Annotated in this window: 12 protein-coding genes; 7 read left to right on the forward strand and 5 right to left on the reverse strand. The window is 62.3% G+C overall.

Annotated elements, in window-relative coordinates; translation table 11 throughout:
• The first annotated feature begins 322 nt into the window (after positions 1-322).
• The 3 genes from IP79_RS09790 to IP79_RS09800 all read left to right on the forward strand — a co-directional run bounded on the left by IP79_RS09790 (position 323) and on the right by IP79_RS09800 (position 4,090).
• Positions 323-1,417, forward strand: coding sequence for an AI-2E family transporter (locus IP79_RS09790; protein ID WP_054119126.1), 1,095 nt, complete (start codon positions 323-325; stop codon positions 1,415-1,417).
• Positions 1,418-1,478: 61 nt separating this feature from the next.
• Entirely contained in the window at positions 1,479-2,792 is a 1,314-nt protein-coding gene (locus IP79_RS09795; protein WP_054119127.1) for a hemolysin family protein, read from the forward strand.
• Entirely contained in the window at positions 2,789-4,090 is a 1,302-nt protein-coding gene (locus IP79_RS09800) for a hemolysin family protein (protein WP_054119128.1), read from the forward strand. Before IP79_RS09795 ends, IP79_RS09800 begins: the two co-directional genes overlap by 4 nt.
• Positions 4,091-4,195: 105 nt before the next feature.
• On the opposite strand, the gene IP79_RS09805 is transcribed toward IP79_RS09800, so the two are convergent.
• Together IP79_RS09805 and IP79_RS09810 are read right to left on the reverse strand one after the other, a co-directional pair.
• The gene (locus IP79_RS09805) at positions 4,196-5,422 is read right to left on the reverse strand and encodes a Gfo/Idh/MocA family protein (protein ID WP_233994167.1); all 1,227 of its coding nucleotides are present in this window, start codon (positions 5,420-5,422) and stop codon (positions 4,196-4,198) included.
• Between the two features lie 6 nt (positions 5,423-5,428).
• Entirely contained in the window at positions 5,429-6,991 is a 1,563-nt protein-coding gene (locus IP79_RS09810; RefSeq protein WP_054119129.1) for an aldehyde dehydrogenase (NADP(+)), read from the reverse strand.
• Between the two features lie 137 nt (positions 6,992-7,128).
• Here IP79_RS09810 and IP79_RS09815 point away from each other — a divergent pair, with 137 nt between their 5' ends.
• From IP79_RS09815 to IP79_RS09825, 3 genes are read left to right on the forward strand one after another with little or no spacing between them, the layout of a single operon-like run.
• Complete coding sequence (locus IP79_RS09815) at positions 7,129-8,550, forward strand: sugar porter family MFS transporter (RefSeq protein WP_082337164.1); 1,422 nt, start codon at positions 7,129-7,131, stop codon at positions 8,548-8,550.
• A gap of 25 nt (positions 8,551-8,575) precedes the next feature.
• On the forward strand, positions 8,576-10,111 hold the full coding sequence (locus IP79_RS09820) for a tryptophan halogenase family protein (RefSeq protein WP_054119130.1): 1,536 nt from the start codon (positions 8,576-8,578) through the stop codon (positions 10,109-10,111).
• On the forward strand, positions 10,108-11,583 hold the full coding sequence (locus tag IP79_RS09825; protein ID WP_054119131.1) for a tryptophan 7-halogenase: 1,476 nt from the start codon (positions 10,108-10,110) through the stop codon (positions 11,581-11,583). Before IP79_RS09820 ends, IP79_RS09825 begins: the two co-directional genes overlap by 4 nt.
• Here the strand turns inward: IP79_RS09825 and IP79_RS09830 are convergent.
• The 3 genes from IP79_RS09830 to IP79_RS09840 are packed head-to-tail and all read right to left on the reverse strand — an operon-like array spanning position 11,561 to position 15,689.
• Entirely contained in the window at positions 11,561-12,577 is a 1,017-nt protein-coding gene (locus IP79_RS09830) for a cupin-like domain-containing protein (protein ID WP_054119132.1), read from the reverse strand. The genes IP79_RS09825 and IP79_RS09830 overlap by 23 nt on opposite strands.
• A complete protein-coding gene (locus IP79_RS09835) occupies positions 12,574-14,121 on the reverse strand; it encodes a tryptophan halogenase family protein (protein WP_054119133.1) in 1,548 nt (515 codons plus the stop codon). The genes IP79_RS09830 and IP79_RS09835 overlap by 4 nt, the downstream gene beginning before the upstream one ends.
• The gene (locus IP79_RS09840) at positions 14,118-15,689 is read right to left on the reverse strand and encodes a tryptophan halogenase family protein (protein WP_054119134.1); all 1,572 of its coding nucleotides are present in this window, start codon (positions 15,687-15,689) and stop codon (positions 14,118-14,120) included. The genes IP79_RS09835 and IP79_RS09840 overlap by 4 nt, the downstream gene beginning before the upstream one ends.
• A gap of 168 nt (positions 15,690-15,857) precedes the next feature.
• Here IP79_RS09840 and IP79_RS09845 point away from each other — a divergent pair, with 168 nt between their 5' ends.
• The gene (locus IP79_RS09845) at positions 15,858-19,277 is read left to right on the forward strand and encodes a TonB-dependent receptor (RefSeq protein WP_082337152.1); all 3,420 of its coding nucleotides are present in this window, start codon (positions 15,858-15,860) and stop codon (positions 19,275-19,277) included.
• The last annotated feature ends 82 nt before the right edge of the window (positions 19,278-19,359 follow it).

The raw sequence follows: 19,359 nt of genomic DNA on the forward strand, positions 1-19,359 counted from the left end.
GGTTCGCTGTCGGCATGCCGACAGCGAACCTCTGGTAGCAAATTGATAAGTGGGATCTGCAAAACCGACTGTAACGGGGTCGATACCCGAACGGCGGCTCTTGGGGATTGAACCCGCAAAAGCTGCCAATCACAGTCTGTATTATGCACTGGCGGCTGCTGGCGCGGGCCCAGTCGTTGGCTATTGCGAGATTGAAGCTCTGATTGCGCCTGAAGCCACCAAATCGTTTTCGGGGAAAAGGAGCGGGACCCGGCATGGCCGGTTGGGATGGATTCGTGACAATCTCTTTCCCCCATCTGCATAAACCGCGATAAGGCGGGTTATGAACAGTCTTCCCAATGAAACCCCCGCTGCGGTGCCTGCGACAGGCCGGACGGACGACGTGCCGGCAAGCAATCCTGCAGCGGTGGCCCGCTCAACCCTGATCGTTCTCGCGATTGTGGCTTGCGGCTGGCTTCTGATCGAGCTGAACCGCTTCTTTCTGCTGGTTTTTGCAGCGATTGTTCTGAGCGCGGTGTTCGATGCAATCACCGGCCGGATTTGCCGCTGGACCGGCATCGGCCGCTCTTACGGACTAACACTTGCAATTCTTGTCTTTCTTGGCGTGTTCGTGGGCGCCTTTGTGCTGTTCGGCACGCAACTGGCTGGCGAATTCGACACGATCAGGCAAACCGTTCCCGCAGCCGTCGAAGGCCTTCAGGGCTTTCTTGAACGCTACGGCATGGGTTCATCGATCAGCGAGCTTGCCCAGCTTGGGAGCGATGATCTCTCCCGTCTTTTCACCCGCGCAGGCGGCTTTGCGCTTGCCGCCGGTAACGGGATCGCCGATTTTGTTCTGGTGCTGGTCGGCGCGATTTTCATGGCCGCCAATCCCGGCGTGTATCGCCGGGGGTTCCTGCTGCTGATGCCGGGCAAGGCCGAAGCGATTGCCGGGCAGGCGCTGGACGATACAAGCAAGGGTCTGCGCGGGTGGATGATGGGGCAGGCGATCTCTTCGCTGCTCGTCGCCGTGCTGACCTGGATCGGGCTGTGGCTGCTGGGTGTTCCGGCGGCAGGCGGTCTCGGCGTGATTGCCGGACTGCTCGACATCATACCGATGGTCGGACCGATCATTGCCGGGGTTCCTGCCGTGTTGCTGGCCTTCACAGTATCACCGCTGACGGCCCTTTGGACGCTGCTGCTGTTCCTCGCCATCCAGCAATTGCAGGGCAATTTCCTGCAACCGATGATCCAGAAGCATGCGGTGGATATTCCGCCCGCGTTGCTGTTGTTCGCGGTGCTGGCATTCGGCTTGCTGTTCGGATTTCTGGGCGTGCTGTTGGCGGCACCGCTTACGATCGTGAGCTTCATTCTTGTCCGAAGGGTCTATGTTAAGGCGATTCTGGGCAAGCCGATCAGCGTTGCCGACGTGGAATAACCGGCTCCCGTAACCGGCGCCCTGCCTGGCGTTATCATGCCATCAATGCGAATGGACGTTCATGACTATCAGTAGTTTCCTGTTGCCGCTGGCCGTCATCGCCATGATGGTCGTGGCCAATGCGCTTTATGTCGCTGCCGAGTTCGCCACAGTGGGATCGCGCAAGTCGCGGGTGCAGGAGCTTGCCGAAAACGGCAATCGCGCGGCATCGGGCTTACTGGCGATTTTGCAGGATCCCAAGCGGCTCGATAATTATGTCGCGGGCTGTCAGGTCGGCATCACGCTCAGCAGCCTGATTGCGGGTGCCTACGGACAGGCGCAGCTGACCCCGCTGCTGACGCCCTTGCTGGGGCCGATCGGCGGCGCGGTTGCTGCCATCATTGTTGTTCTGTTGGTGGTTACGGTGCTGCAGGTCGTGCTGGGCGAACTGCTGCCAAAGACCGTCGCCTTGCGTTATCCCGAGACACTGGCAATGGCGACGCTGTGGCCGATTAGGATCAGCCTGCTGGTCTTCAAGCCGCTGATCTTCGTCTTCAACGGAACAGCCTTTGCGCTGATGCGGCTGTTTCGTCTCAACACCGAACATGGCCACACGCATGTGCATTCCCCGGACGAGCTGGAGGGCCTCTACCGCGAAAGCGCGGCAGGCGGCCTGATCGACGCCGACGAACGCAACATGCTGGCCGGCGCGCTGGGGCTGAGTTCGCGCACGGTCCGCGAAATCCTGACCCCGCGCACCCGACTGACCACAATCGCCGCCAGCGAAACCGTTGGCGATGCCCTGGCGCGGATTGCCAAGGAGCCCTATTCCCGGTTCCCTGTGACCGGCCCCAGCACCGAAGAGATCGTCGGCATTGTCCATATCCGCGCGCTGTTTGCCGCCTTCGAGCGAGATGCGAATGTCTTCGTCGAGACAGTGGCGCGCGCGCCTCTGGTGGTGGCCGAAATGATGCCGGTGCCAAAGCTGTGGCAAATCCTGCGCAAGAACGGGCGGCGCACCGCCATGGTGATCAACGAATACGGATCGGTCGCGGGCATGGTCACGCTGGAAGACGCGCTGGAAGAAGTGTTCGGCGAAATTCAGGATGAATTCGATCAGGAAGAAGACCCCGTGATCGCTCGCCCGAATGGCCGCAGCGTGCGCGGCGACATGAACCTCGCCGCGCTGGCAGATCGTTACGATATCGATCTTCCCGAAGACCGGGCCGATACGATTGGCGGTCTCATCTGGCATGAATTGGGCCGCCTTCCAGCGATTGGCGACAAGGTCGATTTGCCCGGAACGCCATACAATCTGAAGGTCGAAGCGATGGCAGGCTATGCCGTCCAGCGGGTGCTGGTGCGCGAAGATATCCAGCCGGAGGACGAGGTATGAGCGAATATCTCTTACCGATTCTGATCATAGCGGTTCTGGTCGTAATCAACGGCGTGTTCGTTGCGGCCGAATTCGCGCTTGTCGGATCTCGCCGCAGCCGGTTGGAGACAATCGCCAAGGGTGGCAGCGGGGCAGCGGCGTGGCTGGTGGGGGTGTTCGATCGCAAGGGCGGCAAGGACAGTTACATCGCCATCGCCCAGCTTGGCATTACCCTCGCCAGTATCGGGCTGGGGATGTATGGCGAACCGGCTGTTGCGGCTTGGCTTTACCCCACGCTCGAAAGCTGGGGGATGAGCTATGACCAGTCGCATCTGGCAGGGTTCATCATTGCGCTGGGTGCCATCACGTATTTGCACGTGGTGTTCGGGGAGATGATCCCCAAGGCGCTCGCGCTGCAATTGCCCGAGCAAGTTAGCCTGTCAGTCAATCCGGTCATGCGGTTCTTCGGCATCCTGTTCCGGCCGATGGTCTTCGCCTTGAACCAGATCGCTTTTGGTCTGATGCGGATGCTGGGTATCCCCGATCCGGGCAAGACCGCCTCGCTCTACACCAGCAAGGAGCTGGAAATCGCGACCGAGGAAGTTGCCGCCAGCGGCCAGTTTGATGAAGGTCAGCGTATCCTGATCGACAATATCTTCGAGATGGAGGATCGTACGGCGGAAGAGTTGATGACCTCGCGCTCGCGGATGACAGCGATTGCGCTGGACACATCGCCCGAAGATCTGGCGGGGCTTATCGCGTCTTCGCAGCAGACCCGCTATCCGGTTTACGCCACTTCGCTCGACGATATTGGCGGCGTGCTGCACGTAAAGGATTTCATCCGCGCGCGCACGCTGGGCAGCAGCCGGCCGCTGTCGGGCATGACTAGGCCACTGCCGCGGGTGGCCGCAACCACCTCAGCCACCGAATTGCTGGCCTTGTTCAAAAAGCAGCGCATCCACGCCGCGTTGGTCGTGGACGAACATGGCGGCACGCTGGGCTTTGTCACGCTGGATGATATCGTCGAAGACCTGATCGACGAAGAAGCCTCCGATGATGCCAATTGGGTGCGCGAACTGCCAGAAGGCGGATTACTGCTGGATGGCGAGGTTACTCTTGCCGAACTGGCCGAGGATTACGAAATTGACCTTGCCGAAGGCGACGTCGTAACCATTGCCGGTCTCGTGCTGGCCAAGCGCGGAATTGTGCCCGAGCAGGGCGAGAGCATCGAACTGCCGGGCTATCGCCTGACCGTTGAACAGACGGAAGGCTACAAGATCACGCAGGTCAAACTAGATCCGGTAAAGCAGCATCCCTAAAGGGGCGAACCTTGTTCGGGATCGGAGCAGCCGCAGGCTGCGGAGATGAACGCGGCGCGTTAGCGGCGCGGACAGTCCTGCCGGGCGGGCCAACGGCTTTATCGCTCAACGCCGCATTGTCGCATCGGGATTGAGCCGAACGGTCTGGCCGCTGGCCGCAGAGGCATAGATAGCTTCGATCAGGCGCAGATCGCGCAGGCCCATTTCGCCCGGTGTGATGATCGGCGTGTTGTCGCGAATGGCGCTCGCCAGATGGTCGAGCTGGCGGGCAAACTGGACCTCGGAATCGCCCGGTGTCAGTTCCTGCCGATTTCTGCCAGCCTCCAGAGTCAGCGTGTTGCCGCCGTAGTTGGTCGCAGGCTGCATCTTCAACACGCCTTCCGTGCCGCGTGCTTCGACCATGTTGAGCCCCGCCGAATCGTACGATGTCACCACATGCGCAGTCGCACCTGACGGAAAGCGCAATTGCGCAGAGACGTGTGCGAAAATCTCGGCAAAGCGCGGATCATTGGCTGGCCGATAGGTCGCGGCGCTGATGCTTTCCGGCATCTCGCCAGACAGATAAAGCGCCGCCTGAAGCCCGTATATCCCGTAATCCTCCAGCGGCCCGCCGCCTGCCAGAGCGCGGCTGACCCGCCAGTTTTCAGACGGGGTGGTCGGTCCCATGCGGTAGGAATGTTCGGTGCGGATCAGGCGCAAGGCGCCCACGGCATCGTCTTCCATCAGCGCCATCGCGGCCATGTTGTAAGGTTCGAAATGGCAGCGATAGGCGATCATCAGCTTGCGGTTGGCCCGCTGGCTGGCCGCGATCATGCGTTCGCATTCGGCGCCGGAAAGCGCCATCGGCTTTTCGCACAAAACGTGCTTGCCCGCGGCAAAGGCGCGCTCTGCCCATTCGGCATGCAGCCCGGTGGGCAGGATGATATAGACCGCCTCAACCGCCGGATTGGTGGCGATCTGGGCGAAGCTGTCATAGGAATAGCGCGCGCTTTCCGGAACGCCGTAAGCATCGCCCACCTGCTTCAGCTTGGCCGGATTGCCGGATACAATCGCGGCAATGTGCGCGCGGCCCGACTGCGCGAAACGCGGCATGATCTGCTTCAAGGCGTAATCGCCCAGCCCGATGATGGCGAAGCCGACGCTGCCCGGCTGCACCGTGGCGGGCGGATTGGCGGGAAGGTCTACGCCGTCTGGCATGGGTTTGCCGGTGGCAGCAGGCCCCGTTGATTGGCCGAGCGCCGCCGCACCCTGCACCAACAGGCCCGCTGCCGCCACGCCGCCGCCAACCGCAATCATCCGCCGCCGCGTAAAGTCGCCATCAAACATGGTCATCGCCCCTCATGCTTCGAACTGTCCATCGATCCGGCGGAGGACGGAGCTGTGCCCGTCAAGCAGCGCCTTGGGGAGCAATGTGGCGGGCAGATCCTGATAGCTTACGGGCCGCAGGAAGCGGTCAATCGCCAGTGTCCCGACCGAGGTGCTGCGCCCGTCCGATGTTGCTGGGAAGGGGCCGCCGTGAACCATCGCGTGGGTCACCTCCACGCCGGTCGGCCAGGCATTGGCGATAATCCGTCCGGCGCGCTGTTCGAGGATCGGAAGCAGTTCGCGCGCGGCGGGGTAATCGGCGCTTGCCATGTGCAGCGTTGCTGTCAGCTGGCCCTCCATCGCGGCGAGAATTCCTGCGACCTGGTAAAGATCGGCGCACACCACGATGATCGAACTCGGCCCGAAAACCTCGTGAGCGAGCGCCGGATTGTCGCGGAAATCGGTGCCGCTTACGGTGTAGACTTGCGCTTGTCCGCAAGGGCCTGCTCCGGCAGCGCCCGTCCCGACCAGTTCAGCCCCTGGCTGTTCGCCGATGGCCGCAGCGCCTTTTACGAAAGCCGTCTGGATACCCTGCGTCAGCATTGTCTGGGCTGGGATGCCCGGCAAAGCATCGCCTACGGCGGCAATGAAGCGCGTGGTCGCTTCGCTCTCGATTGCCAGTACAATCCCGGGATTGGTGCAGAATTGCCCTGCGCCCAGCGACAGTGACCCAACGTAAGCAGCTGCCAGCTCCTCGGCAGCTTCGGCCATGCGTGAGGGCATCAGCACGACCGGATTGATGCTGCTCATTTCGGCATAGACCGGGATGGGGACAGGGCGGGCGGCGGCGTGTTCCATCAGCGCCAGGCCTCCGGCGCGCGATCCGGTGAAGCCGACAGCGGTGATGCGTGGGTCTTTCACCAGCGTTTCGCCCAATGCGTAATCCGTGCCGTTCAGCAGCGAGAATACGCCAGCGGGAAGTCCAGCTTCCAGAACTGCGGCGTGGATCGCCTCTGCCACCAGTTCGGACGTGCCGGGGTGGGCTGGGTGGCCCTTGACCACAACGCAGCAACCCGCAGCAAGCGCCGAGGCGGTGTCGCCGCCCGCAACCGAGAAGGCGAGCGGGAAGTTGCTGGCACCGAACACTGCAACCGGGCCGAGCGGGATCTTGCGCATCCGCAGATCGGGTTTGGGCGGCGTGCGATCGCGAATGGCGTGATCGATCCGCAAGCCCTGCCATGCGCCGTTTTCCACTTCATCGGCAAACAGCCGAAGCTGGCCGACGGTGCGCCCGCGCTCGCCATTCAGACGCGCTTCGGGGAGGCCGCTTTCCAGCATGGCGCGCTGGGTCAGCGTATCGCCAAGCGCATCGATCCGGTCAGCCACCGCGCGCAGAAACGCCGCGCGCTGTGCCAATGGCAAGTCGGCGAACACGGGCTGCGCTGCGGCTGCCGCGGCGCAGGCATCGGCAACGTCGGCGCTGCTCGCTTCGGCGAAGGCAGGTTCGAGCGCTGCACCGCTGGCTGCGGCAACTGCCGCAAAAGTACCTTCCGCACCGCGCCATTCGCCCGCGACCAAATTCTTGCCAGTCAGCATGTCTATTCCTCTCGAAGGTGTTTTGTGATCCTGAAAACACGGTTGTGAAAACGCGGCTTGCCATCGCGCGTTTTTAATGAAAGGTAGCGCTACCATAATTGACATGGGTTGCAACAACGCAAGCCCGGGGGAGAGGGATTTTGGAAACACAGCGCGAAGGCGCCAACATGGTGCTGATATCGGCAATCGTGGCGGTGGCAACGATCGGGGGGCTGCTGTTCGGCTATGATAGCGGGGCGGTAAACGGCACACAGCCGGGGCTGAAGCTGGCTTTCGGGTTGAGTGAAGGCGGCCTTGGTTTCACCGTGGGATCGTTGCTAATTGGTTGTTTCATAGGCGCTTTTTTCGCTGGCACGCTGGCTGACCAGATGGGGCGCCGTAACGTGATGCGGATCGCAGCCGTGCTGTTCCTGATCGGCGCGCTGATTCAGGGTTTCACTGAAAACCACTTGCTGTTTGTGTTCGCTCGCATCGCGGGCGGCATGGCGGTGGGGGCGGCCAGCGTTTTGTCCCCCGCCTATATCGCCGAAGTCGCGCCTGCCAACATCCGTGGGCGGATGACGACGGTGCAGCAAATCATGATCATCACCGGCCTGACATTGGCATTTCTGGTCAACTATGCGCTCGCCGCTGCTGCCGGGGATTCGACCGGCGCTTTCTGGGGCGGGATCCAGGCATGGCGCTGGATGTATCTGATGCAGGCGGTGCCGGCGGCGATCTTTCTGGTCGCGCTGTTCTTCATTCCCGAAAGCCCGCGCTATCTGATCGGAAAGGGCCGCCATGACGAGGCATCGACCGTGCTCACCAGCCTGTTCGGACCGACAGAAGCGACTGCCAAACTGGCTGAAATCCGCGCCAGTTTCTCCGAAGATCACAAGCCGCGCCTTGCCGACGTGCTGGCCCCTCCCGGCACCAAAAGCGTGCTGGGGATGCGGCCGATCGTGTGGGTGGGCATCATGCTGGCCGTGTTTCAGCAGCTCGTCGGGATCAACGTGATCTTCTATTACGGCGCGACGCTGTGGCAGCTGGCCGGCTTTACCGAAAGCGATTCGCTGCTGATCAACATTGTTTCGGGCGCGGTCTCGATTGCGGCCTGTTTCGTTACCATCGCGGTGATCGACGAGGTCGGGCGCAAACCATTGCTGCTGATCGGATCGGCCGGGATGGCGGCGACATTGTTCGTGATGGTCTTCGTATTCAGCCAGGGCGGACTGGATGCCGATGGCAATCTGGTGCTGTCGGCAGGCCTTGGCACGGCGGCGGTGATTGCGGCCAACCTTTACGTCATTTTCTTCAACGTCAGTTGGGGTCCGGTGATGTGGGTGATGCTGGCGGAAATGTTCCCCAACCAGATCCGCGGATCGGCGCTGGCGGTGGCGGGTTTTTTCCAGTGGTTCGCCAATTACCTGATCGCGCAATCTTTCCCACTGATGGCGGCGGGCATCGGGCTGGCCGCAAGCTACAGCTTCTACGCGGTTTGTGCGGTAATCAGCTTCTTCCTTGTCCAGCGTTTCATCGTCGAAACCAAGGGCAAGGAACTGGAGGAGATGGTCGGCTGAGCCGCCCCGTGATAGCGAGGATGCCATGAGCTCGGAAGCATCGCAGCCCGCTAAAAGCCCTGTCCGTGTCGTCGTGCTTGGCGGCGGCACGGCGGGCTGGATGACGGCTGCCGGAATTGCGCGGTTGTTGCCCGATCTGGCGAGCGTACAACTGGTCGAAAGCGAGGAAATCGGCATCGTCGGCGTGGGCGAGGCGACGCTGCCGCACATCCGCGGCTTTGTCGAAAAGCTCGGGATCGACGAGGCCGCGTTCATGAAGGCCACCCATGCGACCTTCAAACTGGGCATCGATTTCCGCGATTTCGGGCGGATCGGTGAAAGCTACATCCACCCGTTCGGATCGTTCGGAGAGGAAGTGGGCGGGGTGGGTTTCCACCACTATTGGCTGGAACTGGCGCGCCACGGCATGGCGCGCGATCTGGGCGATTATTCACTCGCCGTGGCGGCGGCCAAGGCCAACCGCTTCCGCCCGCCATCGCAGGACGATAGCCTCGCATCGACCTATGGCTATGCGTACCAGTTCGATGCGACGCTGTTCGGCCCGTTCATGCGTGAATTCGGCCTCGGCATCGGGATCGAGCGACACGAGGGCCGTGTTGTCACTGTCGAGCGCGACGGTGCGAGCGGCGATGTCACCGCACTGGTGCTGGCAGATGGCCGCCGGATCGAAGGCGATCTGTTCATCGATTGCTCGGGCTTTCGTTCGATCCTGCTTGGGCAGGAACTGGATGTTCCGTGGGAAGACTGGACCCACTGGCTCCCGTGTGACCGTGCCGCCGCGATGCCATGCACCCACGCGACGGATGACATCCGCCCCTATACCACCGCAACCGCCATGCCAGCCGGCTGGCGCTGGCAGATCCCGCTCCAGCACCGGATGGGCAATGGCTATGTCTTTTCAAGCGCGCATATCAGCGAGGAACAGGCCTGCGATGCGATCCGCGCCAGCGCTGAAGGCACGCCGCTGGCCGATCCGCGCATCCTGAAGTTCCGGCCCGGTCGCCGTGCGCAATCGTGGAGCCACAATGTCATCGGCGTGGGGCTGGCGAGCGGGTTCCTCGAACCGCTGGAATCGACCTCGATCTACCTTGCGCAAATGGCGATCACCTATCTGATCGAACTGTTCCCCGAACGCGGTGCCATTGATCCGCGTGACCGTGACGAGTTCAACCGGCTGGTCGACATGGAATATGACCGGGTGCGCGATTTCCTGATCTTGCACTACAACGCCACCACCCGCGACGATTCCGAGTTCTGGAATCATGTGCGCACCATGCGTCTGCCCGACAGTCTTGAAGGCAAGCTGGAACTGTGGCGCAAGGCGGGCCGGATCGAGAAGTATTCCGACGGATTGTTCTACGATGCCAGCTGGATCGCGGTCTATGTCGGCCAGGGTTTGCTGCCCGAAGCGCATGATCCGCGCGCGGCCATGATCGCGCCCGATGCGCTGGCCCGTGCGACGGAACGGCTGCGCATGGCGGTGACAGGCGAGGTCGCGGCCATGCCCGGCCACCGCGATTTCCTGCGCGCCGAAGCCGCAAGGCTGGCCGAGGCCGCGTGAGCACCCCGCGCGAACCATTGCGCCGGATCGTTGTCGTGGGCGGCGGACAGGTCGGCATTCTTACCGCCATTGCCCTGCGGCGCAGCTTGCCAGGCTCCGAGGTGATCGTGATCGGCGGTACGCCGGGGCCGGCATCCTTTGCCGACTGGTCGCCTACCGCCATGCCTTTCACCAACAAGCTGCATGACCGGCTGGGCATTGCCGAGGCAGATATCGTGACGAAGGCGGGTGGATCGTATCGCCTGATCATCCGCTATGTCGGTTGGGGCGGGGCGGTGCAGGCGGGCGTGCAGGCCTATGGCGAAGCATTGGACCCGGCGCTCAAAACCGCATTCGCGCGCGATTGGGGCGGCGCGCGCGCGCTGGGCGCCGCCGCGCCGCCGATCGCCAGTCTGGCGCAGGTGCTGGCAGAGGCGGGCCGCTTTGCACCCCCGCCACCGGGCGAGCCGACCCCGATCTCTGACGTCGATTATTCTCTGCGCTGGAACCCGGCAGCCTATCGGGCGCTGCTGATCGAACGGGCCGAGGCATTGCAGGTCGGCTACGTCGAAGGCGTGATAGACAACATCGAGCCGGGAGAGGGCGACACGATCGAAGCAATCGGCCTGGGCGGACAGGGCCGGATCGCAGCCGATCTGTTCATCGATTGCAGCGGCCCGCAGGCAATGTTGCTTGCCGCGCACCGGCGCTTTGCTTTCACCGACTGGTCAGACACCTTGCCGACCCGCAGCATCTATCTCGGCCAGCCGGGCGCGCCGATGGCGGCGCTGGAAGACCGGATCACATTGACCGGGGCAGGCTGGGTCAGCGAAGTGGCGGGGCGTGACGGGTTGCAGGCAACGCTGGGCGCGCCTGCCAGTGTCCTGCGTGAGGATGCGCTGGCAATGCTGCGCGTCCCGGCGCGGGCGGTGATCGCGCTGACGCCGGGACGTGTGGCAGAGCCGTGGATCGGCAATGTCATCGCGATTGGCGATGCGGCTGCGCGGTTCGATCCCTTGGGGCCGCTCAATCTCGATCTGGCCCATCGTCAGCTTGATCTGCTGCTGGAAATGCTGCCCGGTCGCACGATCTCTCCGCTCGAACGCGCCGAATACAACCGCCGCTCTGGCCTGATGATGGACGGCGTACACGAAATGCTGGCGCTGCATTTTGCCACCGCTGAAGCGCAGCGCGTGTTTGGCGCGCGGAGTTTGCCGGGGCAGGTGGCGATAGTGATCGATCAGTTCACCCGGCGGGGGCGTATCCCGTTCCGCGAAGAACTTCCGCTGCTGGGGCAGGAGCAATTTGCCCTGCTGGCAGCACTCGGCTGGCAGCCGGGTTTACCGCCTGCGGTGCGGCATGGCGATGCTGGCGCTGAAGCCCGCGCAAAGGCGGCGTTTGAAGCCTCGGCGCAGGCGGCGCTTGCCTTTGCGCCGCCCTATGCCGCGTGGCTGGAACGCGCTCTATCGGCTAGCCGAGCGCCTGCCGGATAAGATCGCGCATTTGTGCGAACTGTGCCGGTGAAGGGGGGCCGATAATGCCCTTGGCATGATCGGGCAGGTGCGCCGCCGGATCACCGCTTTGATCGAACACGTAATGCGCCAGCATCCCGCGCCACACCGCGCGCTGATCGGGCGGCAGGTGCTTGAACGCCAGCAGGGCGTGAAGCAGCGCGTCATAAGGGCTGCCGATCCCTTCGGGCTGGCCCGGTGCCCACCAGTAATTGACCAGAATGCTCACGGGATCGAGCGATTCCACCCCGTGCCACCAGCCATAGGGAATATAGATCGCGTCTCCCGGAGCAAGCGTGGCGATACTTGCATGGGCCGCCGCCTCGGCATAGCGCGGGTAGCGCTCCAGATCGGGCGCGCCGGGATCGACCATGCTGACGGGGGTACCCGCCGGGGTCAGTTCGAACGGGCCGGGATACAGGTTGGCGATCTGGTCTGGCGGGTAGAGCGTGAACTGTCGCCGCCCGGCGACGCAGCAGGCAACATTTTCCTTGGCGTCGTAATGCGTGGCGACGCGGATGTGGTTGCCGATCCAGATGCGCGGCGGGACTTCGGGCAATAGATCAAGCCGGTTGTCCTGCGCGAAGGCTGGCAGCAGGCTGGCGATGTCTTCCGACTGGACGGCCATCGCGGGCGCATCGGGCATGGCAGCGGCACTGAGAAGGTCGGCCATAAAGGTTTCAAGCCGCCCGCTGCCGCGCACAAAGTTCAGGCGGGTGAGATCGTCGGTATAGAAAAACCGCCCTTGTTCGCCAGGCGCTGCGGCAATTGCGCCGACCGGGCGTCTGGAAGGCTCGCGGCAGAGGTAATCAGCTATGGCCTTGTCGCTCTCCCGCGCCGCGACCACTGCTGGCCAATCGGCAGCCAGCCCGCGCATTACCACCGGGCGAACCGCGCTGCGCAGGTCAGCGAAGGCTTCGGGGCTTACCGGTGCAACCATTTCGGCAATCGGCGCAGGCGCGGGGAGCGCTGTCATGCGGTGAGATATTCCTCCGCTGCAATTGCCCCGCCGCTTTGCCGCAGAAACTCGGCCTGAGAAGGCAATTGATCGACCGTGTTGCGGATCACATCGCGGATATGGGCCAGCCGGGTGCGGGTTTCGGCGTCGTCCAGCATGTGGGCTGCCGGATGGTAGCCCTGCGGCGTGATTCCCTGCGAAAGCATCACCGAAAGCCAGCTGGCTTCAGTAAACAGTTCATTATTCTCGCGGAAGATGCGGCCGGATGATCGGAACATGTCGATCTTCTCGACCAGCCCGTCGGGCGCTTCGAGATTGCGGCAATAGCGCCAGAATTCGGAATCATCGCGTTCGCTCGCCCGGTAATGCAGCACCAGAAAATCGCGGATGTTGAGGTATTCGCGGCTGGTGTCTGTGTTGAAGCGGTCGCGCTCCACCGCGCTGAACCCGGTGTCGGGAAACAGCGCCAGCAGCCGTGCGATGCCCGATTGCACCAGATGGATCGAGGTCGATTCGAGCGGTTCGAGGAACCCCGATGCCAGCCCCAGCGCCACCACGTTCTTGTCCCATGCCCGCGCCCTGTGACCGGCCTTGAACGCCAGCTGATTGGGATCGGCCAGCGGTTTTCCGTCCAGATTCGCCAGCAGCAAATCGGTCGCCGCGCCGCGATCAATGTGGGCGGATGAAAACACATGGCCGTTGCCGATCCGGTGCTGCAACGGGATGCGCCATTGCCATCCGGCAGGGCGAGCGGTTGATCGTGTCAGCGGCTCGTTGCGACCGCCAAGCTCGCACGGCACTGCCACCGCGCTGTCGCACGGCAACCACTTGCTCCAGTCGGTGAATGGCACCCCGAGCGTCTGCCCCAGCAGCAAGGAGCGAAAACCGGAGCAATCGATGAACAGTTCGCCTGCGATCTCGCGCTCGTCTTCCAGCCTGAGCGCTGTGACGAAGCCCGATTCGCCGTCCTGAAGCACTTCGGTGATCCGGCCCTCGATCCGGTTCGCGCCGCCGTTTTCGGCGAAAGCACGCAAGAACTTTGCGTAACGTCCGGCATCGAACTGGAAGGCATAGGATAGCTTGGACAGCGGGGATTTGGGATTGTCTGCGCGCGGCCAGGCAAAACGGCCCGATTTGCCCGCCACCGCCGCAATGGAATAATCATCGATCGGTGAGGTATCGCCCACCTGCTGCCCGCGCAGCCAGAAATGCTGGAATTCGATCCCCAGCATGTCGATCCCGAAGCTGCCGAAGGGGTGGACATAGGCATGGCCCGGACGCAGCCAATCGACGAATTCGATCCCGAGTTTATAGGTCGCGCGGGTTTCGCGCATGAACTGCGCTTCATCCAGACCCAGCAGGCGGTTGAAGCCGATGATCTGCGGGATCGTCGCCTCGCCGACGCCGACGGTGCCGATCGCATCGCTCTCGACCAGCGTGATTGACAGGCCGGGCATTCCGCCGAGCACGCGGGTAAGGGCAGCCGCTGTCATCCAGCCAGCGGTGCCTCCGCCGACAATCACGATCTTCGTGACAGGCTTGGGTGCAGACGCGCCGGTCATGCGCTGAGCGCCTGAGGGGCAAGGCCGGCCGCTGGCTGCAGGTTCCAGCTGCCCGACTGGCGCAGGAAAGATTCGTGCGGAGGCAATTGCGCGGCGACATCGCTGTACCCTGCGCGCATCTGCGCCATGGCTGCGGCAACCTTTGCCTCGTCCAGCGTGTCGGCAATCGGATCATAGCTGTCAGGCCAGATGTTCTGGCCCAGCATCACCGCGATCCAGCTTGGCGTGGAAAACAGCTCCGCCTCGTCGCGCAGCACCCGCCCATGGCGCTGCCACATTGCCATTTTGCGTGACAGGGTTTCAGGCACGCTCATGTGCCTGACATAGCGCCAGAACTCCGAATCCTCGCGCTGGGTTGCCTTGTAATGGAGGATGATGAAATCGCGCACATCTTCGAAGATTCCACGCATCCCGCGGTTGTATTCATCGCGTTCCACCGGGCTGATGGGATTATCCGGAAACAATGCGAACAGCCGGGCGATACCGTTCTGGATCAGGTGGATGCTGGTCGATTCGAGCGGTTCGATAAAGCCGGACGATAGCCCGATGGCAACGACGTTGTGGTTCCACGCCTTACGCCGCATGCCGGTCAGGAACCGCAAAGCCCGCGGTTCGGCCAGCGGTGCGCCTTCCAGATTGGCGAGCAGGATTTCGCGCGCCTTGTCTTCGTTCATGAAAGCGCTGGAGAATACATGGCCATTGCCCGTTCGGTGCTGGAGCGGGATGCGCCACTGCCAACCGGCATCATGCGCGGTGGAGCGGGTGAAAGGCGAAGGCGGGCCGGGGCTTACGGTGGGCACCGCAATCGCGCGGTCCATCGGCAGCCAGTGGCTCCAATCCTCGTATCCCGTTTCCAGTGCTTCTTCGATCAGCAGACCGCGAAAGCCCGAGCAGTCGATGAACAGGTCGCCTTCGACTTGTGTGCCATTGTCGAGCGTTACATTGGAAACATCGCCGCTTTCGCTATCGCGCGAGACAATGGTGATGCGCCCTTCGATGCGGACGACGCCCTGCCGCTCGGCCAGCCTCCGCAGGTATGCGGCGTACAGGCCGGCATCGAAATGATAGGCGTAGGCAATCTGGTTCACTGCCGATTGCGCACCCGCTGCGGGCCGCGCGAAATGCCCGGCGCGTGCGGCCGCTGCACTCATCGAATAATCGCAAATCTCGCCAGCCCCGCCGCTGCGGGCCCGTTCCCGCAGAAACAGTTGGTGAAACGGGATGCCGTGCAGATCCTGCCCGAAACTGCCGAACGGATGGAAATAGCGATCGCCCTGCTGGCCCCAGTTGACGAACTCGATCCCGAGTTTGCAGGTGCCGCGCGTTTCGCGCAGGAATTCGGCCTCGGGGATATCGAGCATCGCATTGAAGCTGCGGATCGCCGGGATGGTTGCTTCCCCCACACCGACAGTTCCGATCGCATCGGATTCGATCAGCGTAATCGTCCGGCGGCCATCATTGAAATATCGTGACAAGGCCGCAGCGGCCATCCAGCCCGCCGTGCCGCCACCGACGATAACCACCCGTTCAAGGCGGCTTGCGTTACCGATACCATTTGCCTCAGTCATCCGGCCTCCACCTTAGCGCGCCCGTTGGTTGTTGGCAATTTGCCACACTTCCCCAGCAAAAATTGTTACGCCCTATTGTCAAGCACGCCGAGCCTCGATAAGCCATGCTCCCACAAGAGGGCAAGCTATCCAACAATAAATGATAGCGCTAACATGGGGAGGGTTCTGATGGGTAATTCCATACAGGATCGCGGCGTCCAAGCGGGATGCAGCGGTTCATGGTACAAGACTGCTTTGCGCACCGGTGCTTCGGCACTGGTTGTCGGTAGCGCCATTTGCGCAACCGGCGCTTGGGCGCAGGATCAGACGCAGACTGAAACTGAAGAAGTGGCGGCGGAACCGGTTGGCGAAATCGTCGTCAGCGGTCTGCGCCAGTCGCTCGCCAATGCGCAGAACATCAAGCGCAACGCCGACACCATCGTTGACGCGATTACCGCGCAGGATATCGGCGCGCTGCCAGACCGTTCGGTGACAGAAGCACTGCAGCGCGTGCCCGGCGTTGCGATCAACCGCTTTGCCGGTTCGAACGATCCCGATCACTTCTCGGTCGAAGGTTCGGGCGTCGTGGTGCGCGGGTTGAACTTTGTACGTTCGGAATTCAACGGCCGCTCCGCCTTTGCGGCGGGCGTCGGCGGGCAGGCGCTCAATTTTGCCGACGTTCCGGCTGAACTGCTCGGCTCGGTTGTCATCAGCAAGAATGCCACCGCAGAGACGATCGAAGGCGGGCTTGCCGGGACGGTGAACCTCAACACCCGCAAGCCGTTCGACAACAACGGCCTGAAGATCGCCTTCAGCGCCGAGGCGAACTACGGCGATTTCCGCAAGGATTGGACGCCGACCTTCTCGGGCCTGATCAGCAACACCTGGGATACCGATAAGGGCCGCTTCGGCCTGCTGGTGTCCGGTTCCTACTCGCGCATCAAGAGCCGCGCCGATGGTTTGCAGATTGCCAACTATCAGACCCGCGATGGCGCATTGGTCAGTGCCGCCAACACCGATGGGGTGCAGGTGTGCCGTAACCCGCTGCCCAGCTCGTCGGACAACTTCACGCTGCCGCCGGGCGGTTCGGCCTGCGGCAATTTCGGCGCTGCTGGCGGTGACGGATTTGCCGATTACGCTGACTCGCGCGTGGCTCCGGTGGGCGGCCAGTTCCGCACGCAGGATTTTGACCGCGAACGTAACGGTTTTGCGGCGTCCGCGCAGTTCGAATCCATCGACGGTAAAACTGTCATCACGGCAGAATTCATCCGTTCGGCCTCGACCAACAAGTGGGGTGAATACACCTACGAAACCGCGCCCGATCAGGCGGAATACACCACCTATCCGATCGGTTGTCAGCAAAACGCCAACGGGCCGAACCGGATCAACCCGGATGGCTCTCTGGGCGACCCGACATCGCGTGCGCAGTGCCCGATCGGCGGGTTCACCGATTTCCAGTATAACGACATTGGCCTGTTCCAGTCGGGTTACATCGTCAACACCAGCGATGGCTGGCGCGGCGGGGTCAACAATTTCGATCCGGCACCGCCGGTGCGCGATGCGGACGGCAATCTGATCAGCGGTGGGGGTTCGCCCTTCGTGCCGATTGGCGGGTTGCAGCAATCCTTGGCCCGTCGTCAGGTCAATGACGAAATCGCCAACGAAGACTACTCGCTGAACCTGAAGACAGAGCTGACTGATCGCCTTTCGATCAGACTCGATGCCCAATACGCTACCTCGCGCAAACAGAACCTCGATTTCAGCGTCTTTGGTTCTTCTTTCGCCGATCAGGAACTTGATCTCACGGGCGACCTCCCGGTAATAGCACCGCGCCGTCCGCAATTTCTGGGTTACACCTGGTCGCAGCCGAGCCCGGATCTTGCTGGCACGACCGAGCAAACCTATTTCACCGATCCGCGCTTCCAGTTCTGGCGTGCGGCAATGGATCACATCGAAGACAGCACGGGCGATCAATATGCGTTCCAGGCTGATCTTGCCTATGAATTCGATGACGACTCTTTCCTGCGCCGGGCCAAGTTTGGGGCCCGCTATCAGGATCGCGAACAGACGGTGCGTTACACCACCTACAACTGGGGTATGCTCAGCGAAGTGTGGTCGGGCGCGCGTCCGGTCAACTTTGCCGATACACCGGCCGACCTGTCAGAACGGTATGAATTCCCCAACTTCTTCCGTGGTCAGGTACCCGGCCCTCCGGGCGGGTTTTACTATGCCGGTGATCTGATCGGAGATTACGAAGGAGCGATTGCCGATTTCCAGTCGGTCCAGGATATTGCCCGCCAATACGAAGGCGCGCCAACCTGGGTGCCTTTGGCCGGGCGACAGAATGCGATTGCCGGAACGCCGTATCTGCCGGAGGATATCCAGCCGATCGGACAACAGGATTCGGCCGCCTATCTGCAGCTCGAATTCGGCGCGGATAATGTCTTCGGTTCCATGCGTCTGTCGGGCAATATCGGCGTGCGTTACGTGGATACCCGGATCCGGTCAGGAGGCTCGATCGGGGTGCCTAGCCAGCAAGCGCTGAACATCCTCGAACCGTTCGATGTCCGCTGTGCGGCAGGTGTGCCGGAAGGTGCCCCTCCGGGCACCGCGCCGACACGGCCGGGCGGTGTGTGTAATCTTGGCGAACAGGGTTATGCCGATCTGCAAACCTTCGCTGGCGGCGGTGCGAGCGCTCGGGATGTTGCTGATGTCGCCTATGACTTCTGGCTGCCTAGCCTGAACCTCAAACTGGGGATCAGCGATGATGTGATCGTCCGGTTTGCAGGCTCCAAGGTGCTGACCCGTCCGGACAACTCCTATGTCCGCAACTTCCTCAACATCGGTTTGGGGCAGAGCGGCGAGTTGACGGCCCAATCGGGCAACCCTTTCATCCGGCCTGCGACCGCATGGCAGTTTGATGCGAGCGTGGAATGGTACTTCGCGTCGGTTGGCTCCCTCACCTTCAATGCCTTCTACAAGGACATCAAGGACTTCTTCTATCAGGAGGTCACCAGTCGTCAGGTCACCAGCAACGGGATCACCCGCGATGTGCTGGTGCGCGGGCCGGCGAACTTTGATGAAAACGGCAAGATCAAGGGTTTCGAGCTGGCCTACCAGCAGACCTACGACTTCTTGCCGGGGCCGCTTAACGGGCTTGGTGTGGCTGCCAACTATACCTACATCGAGAGCGAAGGTCTGCCGAACACCTTCCTGAATACCGGCGAGCCGGTGAGCGAATCCACCATTCCGGCGGGCAATCTCCCGCTTGAACAATTGTCCAAGCACAACGTCAACGCGACCGTGTTCTATGAAAAGGGCCCGATCTCTGTGCGCGCTGCCTACAACTGGCGCTCGCGGTTCCTGTTGACACCGGCCGACGTGATCTTCCCGTTCTATTCGATCTTCAATGAATCGACCGGGCAATTGGATGGTTCGATGTTCCTCAGATTGTCGGATCAGATCCAGATCGGGGTTCAGGGTGTGAACCTGCTGAATGAAGTCACGCGCACCTCGCAGGCCTTCACCGGCGATCCCAATGTGCTGGCCCCGCGTTCGTTCTTCATGAACGACCGGCGCTTCTCGTTCATCCTCCGCGGCAACTTCTAACCGCGGATCGGGGCTACCCAGGGGAAAGGCTCTCCGGCTTCGTGCCGGGGAGCCTTTTTCGTTGGGCGGCGTGATGCCGGGG

It is taken from the genome of Porphyrobacter sp. AAP60, assembly GCF_001296025.1.
Classification (GTDB): Bacteria; Pseudomonadota; Alphaproteobacteria; order Sphingomonadales; family Sphingomonadaceae; genus Erythrobacter.